Genomic DNA, 7,253 nt, shown 5'->3' on the forward strand with positions numbered 1-7,253 from the left:
GGCTCCGCCCCCCCAGACCCCCCGTATCGCGCTTCGCGCTCGTCCTCAAACGCCGGACGGGCTAAATCTCAGCCCGGGATCAAGCCGTCGTCGCTCAGCATCTCGCGGACGTCGTCGAGGGTCGCGTCCGGGGACGGGAGGATCAGTTCCGAGGGTTGCAGGGCGTCGTCGGGGAGCGGATCGCCCAGGCGGCGGACCGCTTCCAGGAGGGCGGCCAGGGTGCGGTGGAAGCCGGACTCGTCGCCGCTCTCCATTTCGGCGAGCAGCTCGTCGTCCAGTTTGTTCAGCTCGGTGAGGTGGCCGTCGTCCAGCCTCACCTGCCCCTCCCCCATGATCCGTACGATCATGTCGCCCTCCTCAGGCGTGGGACCAGTCGGTCACTGCTTGTCGAAGCGTGGGGTGTCCTGGGGCTGCGACTGGGACTGGGACTGACCCGTGCCACCCTCGATCGCCTGCTGCGGCGATCCACCGGCCAGCTCCGCCTTCATCCGCTGCAGCTCCAGCTCTACATCCGTACCACCGGAGAGCCGGTCCAGCTCGCTCTGGATGTCGTCCTTGGCCAGCCCGGACTGGTCGTCGAGGGCCCCGGAGGCGAGCAGTTCGTCGATCGCTCCTGCCCGCGCCTGGAGCTGCGCGGTCTTGTCCTCGGCACGCTGGATGGCCATGCCGACGTCGCCCATCTCCTCGGAGATGCCGGAGAAGGCCTCCCCGATGCGGGTCTGGGCCTGCGCCGCCGTGTACGTCGCCTTGATCGTCTCCTTCTTGGTGCGGAAGGCGTCGACCTTGGCCTGGAGCCGCTGGGCCGCGAGGGTGAGCTTCTCCTCCTCGCCCTGGAGAGTCTGGTGCTGCGTCTCCAGGTCAGTGACCTGCTGCTGGAGGGCGGCGCGACGCGAGAGCGCCTCACGGGCCAGGTCCTCGCGGCCGAGCGCGAGCGCCTTGCGGCCCTGGTCCTCCAGCTTGGTGGACTGGTTCTGGAGCTGGTTGAGCTGCAGTTCCAGGCGCTTGCGGCTCGTCGCCACGTCCGCGACGCCGCGGCGCACCTTCTGCAGCAGTTCCAGCTGCTTCTGGTACGAGTAATCGAGGGTTTCGCGCGGGTCCTCGGCCCGGTCAAGGGCCTTGTTCGCCTTCGCGCGGAAGATCATCCCCATACGCTTCATGACACCGCTCATGGGCTTCGCGCGCCCCCTTCTGACGGACTCCAGCTCCAGGTACTGCAACAGAACCCACAGTACGGGCCCTGCATCCATTACCGCACTGTTCGGGGACGGATGCGCTCATCCCCAAGGACGACTGCGGATGACACCGCTCCGGCGTAGGGAGTAGGTGACACTCGGGGTCCGCCTGTGCGCAACGTCCCCTCTGTCCCACTACAGACGTACGGCGTTGCCGGATCGTTCCCCACTCGAACGACGTCCATGCCCCCGCACCCCGTACCCTTGGGTTTTGTGTTCCGTAGCCGTGCCAAGGAAGAGAAGGCCCCCGCCGACAAGGCGCAGGTGACCCTCTCCAAGCAGACCCGTGACCCGCAGGCCCCGAAGGGCCGCCCCACGCCCAAGCGCAGTGAGGCCCAGACCCAGCGTCGCAGCGTGGCCAACACGCCGACGACGCGCAAGGAGGCCGGCAAGCGCCAGCGCGACGAGCGCCGCGCCCAGCTGGAGAGGCAGCGCCAGGCGCTGGCCAGCGGTGACGAGCGTTATCTGCCCGCCCGCGACAAGGGGCCGGTGCGCAAGTTCGCCCGCGACTTCGTGGACTCGCGGTTCTGCATCGCCGAGTTCTTCCTGCCGCTGGCCGTGATCATCCTTGTGCTGAGCATGGTGCGGGTCGGCTCGCTGCAGACCATCGCGCTGCTGCTGTGGCTGATCGTGATCGTGATGATCGTGGTCGACTCGATCGCCATCGCGATGCGTCTCAACAAGCAGCTGAACGCGCGCTTCCCCGACGCGAACAAGAAGGGCGCGGTCCGCTACGCGCTCATGCGCACGCTCCAGATGCGTCGCCTCAGGCTGCCGAAGCCGCAGGTCAAGCGCGGAGAGCGGCCCTGAGCACAACCTCTTTCACCGGGGGCGCGGCAGACGCGTGGCTGAACAAGCTGGGCGGGCTGCGTGATGTCGTACGACAGGAGCTGGTGGCCCGGCAGCTCGACGAGCAGATAGCCGGGCGGTTTCCGGTGGGTCAGCGGCTGCGGGTCCTCGACGTCGGGATGGGCCAGGGCACGCAGGCGCTGCGGCTGGCCCGGGCCGGGCATCAGGTGACCGGCCTGGAGCAGGACGCGACGATGCTCGCCGTGGCCAGGCAGGCGCTGACCGCCGAGCCCGAGGGCATCCGCAGCCGGGTACGCCTCATCGAGGGCGACGGCCGGGAGACGGGCGTCCACTTCCTGCCGGGCAGCTTCGACGTGGTGCTGTGCCACGGCGTACTGATGTACGTCGAGGAGCCGGACGCGCTGCTGGCGGGCCTGGCGCGGATGCTGGCCCCGGGCGGGCTGCTCTCGCTGCTCGTACGGAACGCCGACGCGCTGGCCATGCGGCCCGGGCTGTCCGGGGAGTGGGCGGCGACGCTGGCCGCGTTCGACACCACCGCGTACACCAACCGGCTCGGCCTAGACGTCCGCGCCGACCGGCTCGCCACGCTGACGGGCGCGCTCGCCGGGATCGGGGCACCCCTGCACGCCTGGTACGGGGTGCGGGTCTTCACGGACACGGCGGCCGACGAAGCGGCGGCTCCCGCGGATCTGGAAACGCTGCTCGCCGCCGAGGAGCGGGCCGGGCGGACGGATCCCTACCGCCAGGTGGCCGCGCTGCTGCACCTGTGCGGAGTGCGGGGCTGAACGACCCGTTCGGGTGCGCATCACAGGTCGCGGCGTCCCCCGGAAAGGGACACTTCGGGCATGGATGCTTCCCGTGCCCGTACCTTGCGACTCCTTGCGCTCGTAACCGTCCTCGCCTGCTTCGCCGCCCTGCTCTCCGGCTGCACGGTCGGCTCCTCGCCGTCCACGAAGGACGGCGCCACGACCACGCGGGCGGCGGCGCCCGCGGCGGCCCACGATCTCCAGGACGAGTACCTGAAGGTGATCAAGGACGTCCTGCCGTCGGTGGTACAGATCCAGGCGAGGAGTGATCTGGGGTCGGGGGTGGTGTACGACGACAAAGGACACATCGTCACCAACGCCCATGTGGTCGGCAACGAGAAGAAGTTCCAGGTCACGACCGCCAACAGCGAGGACGTGCTGTCGGCGACGCTCGTGTCCGCCTATCCGGACCAGGATCTCGCCGTCATCAAGCTGGACAAGCTGCCCGGAGGGCTGAAGGCGGCGGCCTTCGGGGATTCCTCGAAGGTCGAGGTCGGCCAGATCTTGCTGGCGATGGGGTCGCCGCTCGGGCTGTCGTCCAGCGTCACCCAGGGCATCGTGTCGGCGACCGGACGCACCGTCAGCGAGGGCGACACCGGGGGCGGTACGGGCGCCACCATCGCGAACATGGTGCAGACCTCGGCGGCGATCAACCCCGGCAACAGCGGCGGCGCCCTGGTCAACCTCGACGGTCGGGTCATCGGCATCCCCACACTCGCCGCCACCGACCCTGACCTCGGGGGCAGCGCGGCGCCCGGCATCGGCTTCGCGATCCCCGCGTCCACGGTGAAGACGATCGCCGACCAGATCGTCAAGAACGGCAAGGTCACCGACTCGGGGCGCGCCGCGCTGGGCATCACCGCCCGTACGGTCGTCAACGACAACTACCAGGCCGCCGGAGTCGCCGTGGTCGAGGTGAAGAGCGGCGGCGCGGCCGACAAGGCGGGCATCATGCCCGGCGACATCATCATCGGGCTCGGCACGACCGACATCACCACGATCACCTCACTCTCCGAGGCACTCGCCTCCGAGAAGCCGGGCGACAAGACCAAGGTGACGTACACGAGGGGCGGCAACGAGAAGACGGTCGAGGTGACGCTGGGCGAGCAGTAGGCGCTCGCCGGGCGCGGGGTGGGGTGCCGGGGGGTACGGGCCCCGGCGCCCCCGACCGGCCTACTCCGGGTCGGCGTGCAGGCTCATCGGCCCGTAGATCTTCGTGCTGTCCTCGAAGAGGAACACCTGGTCCGCGCCGCCCTCCAGGAGGTCCTTCCACACCTCGCCGATCCAGGACTCCGCGTCCCCCTGGGTGGTGAACTCCTCGGGCTGCACCGCGGGTTGGACCTCTGTCCCGTCGGACTTCTCGAACCGCCACGTCCATGCCGCCATGTACGCCTCCAAGGTATGAGCACACTGCACAGCGAGAGCCGGACAAGATCCGGCTCCGGTCAGAAGCCTAGGCCCTGTCGTCAAATTTCCGCCTGCCTCGCGACGCCTGGCACGCACGCTCGCCGCGTTGCCGGAAAGGCCTGGCAGCCGCGCTACGAGGACTTTCCGGCGCCTTGTCATCGCACGCTCCCCCACGCTCGGCTTCGCTCGGTCGGGGGGAGACCCCCATGACGCCGCGAGGCCCGGACCGCGGGCGGACGGCGGAAATTTGACGACAGGGCCTAGCCGGACGCGCAAGACCTGCGGGGACACGCGAAAATCAACCCCGTGGAACTGACTCTGCTCGGCACCGGCGCCCCCGAGGGCCTGCCCCGCCCCGACTGTCCCTGCGCGGCGTGTGCGAGTGCGCTCGGCGAGAACGCGCGGGCCGCCACCGCGCTGCTCGTGGACGGCACGCTGCTGCTCGACCTCACGCCCGGCGCGGCGTTCGCGGCCGCCCGCGCGGGGCACTCACTGGGCGGCGTACGACAGGTGCTGCTCTCGCATCCGCACGACGGGCCCGCGGTCGAGGTGCCGGCCGGGCTGCCGGGGCCCGCTCGGGTGCCCGACGGGCGGGAGTTGGCGCTGCTGACCGGGCACCGGGTGCGGGCGGTGCCGATGGACGCGCCCGGCACGGGGTACGCGGTGACCGGGCCGGACGGGCAGCGGCTGCTCTATCTCCCGCCGGGCGCGGCGCCCGCCGGGCTTGACGAGAGCGGCGGTTCGTACGCCATGGTGCTCGCCGATGTGGTGGGGCGGCCGGACGGACTGGCGAAGCTGCGCGCCGTCGGCGCCGTCGGGCCGACGACGGACGTGATCGCCGTACACCTCGATCACGACGTGCCCCCCGGGCCCGAACTGCGGCGGCGGCTCGCGGCGGCCGGCGCGCGGGCGGTGCCGGACGGGACGACGCTCGACGTGGGCGTCTATGAGGACGTACCGGACGTGCCCCGCCGCACGCTGGTGCTCGGCGGCGCGCGCTCGGGCAAGTCCGTCGAGGCCGAGCGGCGCCTGGAGGCCTTCCCCGACGTGCTGTACGTCGCGACGGGCGGCTCGCGCAACGGGGACACCGAGTGGGCGTCCCGGGTCCACGCCCACCGGGAGCGGCGCCCCGGCTCCTGGCGCACCACCGAGACCTGCGACCTCGTCCCCCTCCTGGAGGACGACGGCCCTCCCCTGCTCATCGACTGTCTGTCGCTGTGGCTGACGGACGCGATGGACACCGCGAACGCCTGGGACGACGCGGAGTGGGCCGGCGGCGGCGAACGCGCGCTGCGCGCCCGCGTGGAGGAACTCACCGCCGCCGTCCGCCGCACCCGCCGCACCGTCGTCGCCGTCTCCAACGAGGTCGGCTCCGGCATCGTCCCCGCCACCGCGTCGGGCCGCCGCTACCGCGACGAACTCGGCCGTCTGAACGCGGGGTTCGCGGCGGAGTGCGAGCACGTGCTGCTGGTGGTGGCGGGGCAGGCGGTGGTTCTGCGGGGGTGACTCCGGCTCACGCCGGGCGCCGGGCGATGACGCGGTACGCGTTCGAGAAGCGGGTGCGGCGGAAGAGGGGGGCGAGGGTGTGGTCCAGGGCTGAGGTGGCGGCCAGGAGGGGGGCCGACGTCCGGGTCAGGGCCGTGTGCAGCCGGCGCTGGAGGGGGGTCGGCGGGGTGGGGCGCCAAGGGGCGTCGAGGTGGGGCAGGACGCGGCCGAGGGCCAGCGCGAGGGCGCCCGAGAGGTCGTACGGGATGTGCGGTTCGCGGCGGTCCGTCGCGACGATCTCGCAGCCGAGCGACTCCAGTTCGCGCAGCAGATTGGGCAGCGGCATGAGGTGGAGGTGGCGCGGCTGGCCGTACGACACCCACCACTTGCCCAGCAGCGCGCCGAACACGCAGTCCGGGTCCGGGACTTCGACGAGGAGGTGGCCGCCGGGTCGCAGCACCGCCAGGGCGGCGCGCAGTTCCTCGCGCGGGTCGGGCGTGTGCTCCAGGTGGTGGAACATGCTCACCACGTCGTAGCGGGCGCGCAGCCGCGCGGCGACGCGGGGATCGGTGAGCCGGCCGAGGTGCGCCTCCTCCACCCGCCCGGCCGCGTGCGCCTTCTCGACGCGCCGCGTGGGGTCGAGCCCGTCGAACGCCGTGTACGGGTGGATCTCCTTGGCGGCGGCCGGGAAGTGTCCGTACCCGGTGCCGACGTCCAGCCAGCTCTCCGGCTCGCCGTACGACAGCATCGCGCGGGCGGCGGCCCGGTGGCGCCCGCGGCTGCCGCGGGCGGCGAGGAGCCGGTCGGTGACGCCGTCGAGTGCCTCGTGGAAGTCCCGGTGGTAGAAGGCAAGACCCTCCGCGGTGAGCCGGGGGTTCTGGAAGGCGTGGGCGCAGTCCCCGCACTCGTCGACGACGAACGTGCCGGGCTTGCGCTGCATCAGGTCCGGCGTGCGCAACCGGGTGCGCAGCCGCCTCGAACCGCACCAGGGGCAGTCGTGCCGGCGCGGCTCGTGGAAGCGGTCGGTGCCCTGGGCGAGTTCGGCCGCGTAGACGGCGCGGCGCTCGGTGATCGACTGCGGGGTGGGGGGCATGGGCGCTCCTGGGGACGGCGGGGGCCACGGGGTGATGCGGGGGGGGCAGGACCGTACGACAATCCGATACAAACGGTACGTATCCGATCGCGATCCGGGGCGCAACGACGTGGCTCGGACGTGTTCGATCGCTGCCGGTACTGTTCGGCGAATGAGCTCGCTTAATCTCGACGACTTCACCGATCTGATCGAGCGCCCCGACGGAGGCGTACGCCGTGACGCCGAGGCGCGCCGGGAGCGCCAGATCGTGCCGCCCGGGTCACTGGGCCGCCTCGACGACCTGGGTGAGTGGCTGGCGGCGGCACAGTCCGCGGTGCCGGTGCGGCCGATCGAGCACCCGCGCGTGGTGCTGTTCGCGGGCGATCACGGGGTCGCCGGACTCGGCGTGGCGGCGCGGCCCGCGGGCGCCGCCGCCCCGAA

The 7,253-nt window shown here is 71.7% G+C and carries 9 protein-coding genes; 5 read left to right on the forward strand and 4 right to left on the reverse strand.

Translation table 11 applies throughout. The features are described 5' to 3' along the window. Nucleotides 1-68: 68 nt before the first annotated feature. Entirely contained in the window at nucleotides 69-347 is a 279-nt protein-coding gene (locus AB0D27_RS44690; protein WP_362521232.1) for a hypothetical protein, read from the reverse strand. A 30-nt stretch (nucleotides 348-377) separates the two neighbouring features. Beyond that, nucleotides 378-1,169 carry a PspA/IM30 family protein gene (locus AB0D27_RS44695; RefSeq protein ID WP_362521251.1) on the reverse strand — a complete coding sequence of 264 codons (792 nt, stop codon included), beginning with the start codon at nucleotides 1,167-1,169 and terminating at the stop codon, nucleotides 378-380. Nucleotides 1,170-1,415: 246 nt separating this feature from the next. Here AB0D27_RS44695 and AB0D27_RS44700 point away from each other — a divergent pair, with 246 nt between their 5' ends. The 3 genes from AB0D27_RS44700 (at nucleotide 1,416) to AB0D27_RS44710 (ending at nucleotide 3,961) form a co-directional block, all read left to right on the forward strand. Further along, nucleotides 1,416-2,042 (forward strand): DUF3043 domain-containing protein, encoded by a 627-nt coding sequence (locus AB0D27_RS44700; RefSeq protein ID WP_362521235.1) that lies wholly within the window; start codon nucleotides 1,416-1,418, stop codon nucleotides 2,040-2,042. An 83-nt stretch (nucleotides 2,043-2,125) separates the two neighbouring features. Further along, the gene (locus tag AB0D27_RS44705) at nucleotides 2,126-2,827 is read left to right on the forward strand and encodes a methyltransferase domain-containing protein (protein WP_362521236.1); all 702 of its coding nucleotides are present in this window, start codon (nucleotides 2,126-2,128) and stop codon (nucleotides 2,825-2,827) included. Nucleotides 2,828-2,887: 60 nt separating this feature from the next. Beyond that, a complete protein-coding gene (locus AB0D27_RS44710; protein ID WP_362521239.1) occupies nucleotides 2,888-3,961 on the forward strand; it encodes a trypsin-like peptidase domain-containing protein in 1,074 nt (357 codons plus the stop codon). A 60-nt stretch (nucleotides 3,962-4,021) separates the two neighbouring features. Here AB0D27_RS44710 and AB0D27_RS44715 read toward each other — a convergent pair whose 3' ends face one another. Next, on the reverse strand, nucleotides 4,022-4,234 hold the full coding sequence (locus AB0D27_RS44715) for a hypothetical protein (RefSeq protein WP_362521241.1): 213 nt from the start codon (nucleotides 4,232-4,234) through the stop codon (nucleotides 4,022-4,024). A gap of 327 nt (nucleotides 4,235-4,561) precedes the next feature. On the opposite strand from AB0D27_RS44715, the gene AB0D27_RS44720 reads away from it, so the two are divergent. Beyond that, entirely contained in the window at nucleotides 4,562-5,761 is a 1,200-nt protein-coding gene (locus tag AB0D27_RS44720) for a bifunctional adenosylcobinamide kinase/adenosylcobinamide-phosphate guanylyltransferase (RefSeq protein WP_362521244.1), read from the forward strand. Between the two features lie 7 nt (nucleotides 5,762-5,768). Here the strand turns inward: AB0D27_RS44720 and AB0D27_RS44725 are convergent, their stop codons facing one another. Then, the gene (locus tag AB0D27_RS44725) at nucleotides 5,769-6,833 is read right to left on the reverse strand and encodes a class I SAM-dependent methyltransferase (RefSeq protein WP_362521246.1); all 1,065 of its coding nucleotides are present in this window, start codon (nucleotides 6,831-6,833) and stop codon (nucleotides 5,769-5,771) included. 151 nt (nucleotides 6,834-6,984) lie between these two features. Here AB0D27_RS44725 and AB0D27_RS44730 point away from each other — a divergent pair. After that, nucleotides 6,985-7,253: nicotinate-nucleotide--dimethylbenzimidazole phosphoribosyltransferase (locus AB0D27_RS44730; RefSeq protein ID WP_362521249.1), on the forward strand; the 269-nt coding region annotated here is incomplete at its 3' end.

The organism is Streptomyces sp. NPDC048415 (assembly GCF_040651675.1).
In the GTDB taxonomy this organism is placed as follows: domain Bacteria; phylum Actinomycetota; class Actinomycetes; order Streptomycetales; family Streptomycetaceae; genus Streptomyces.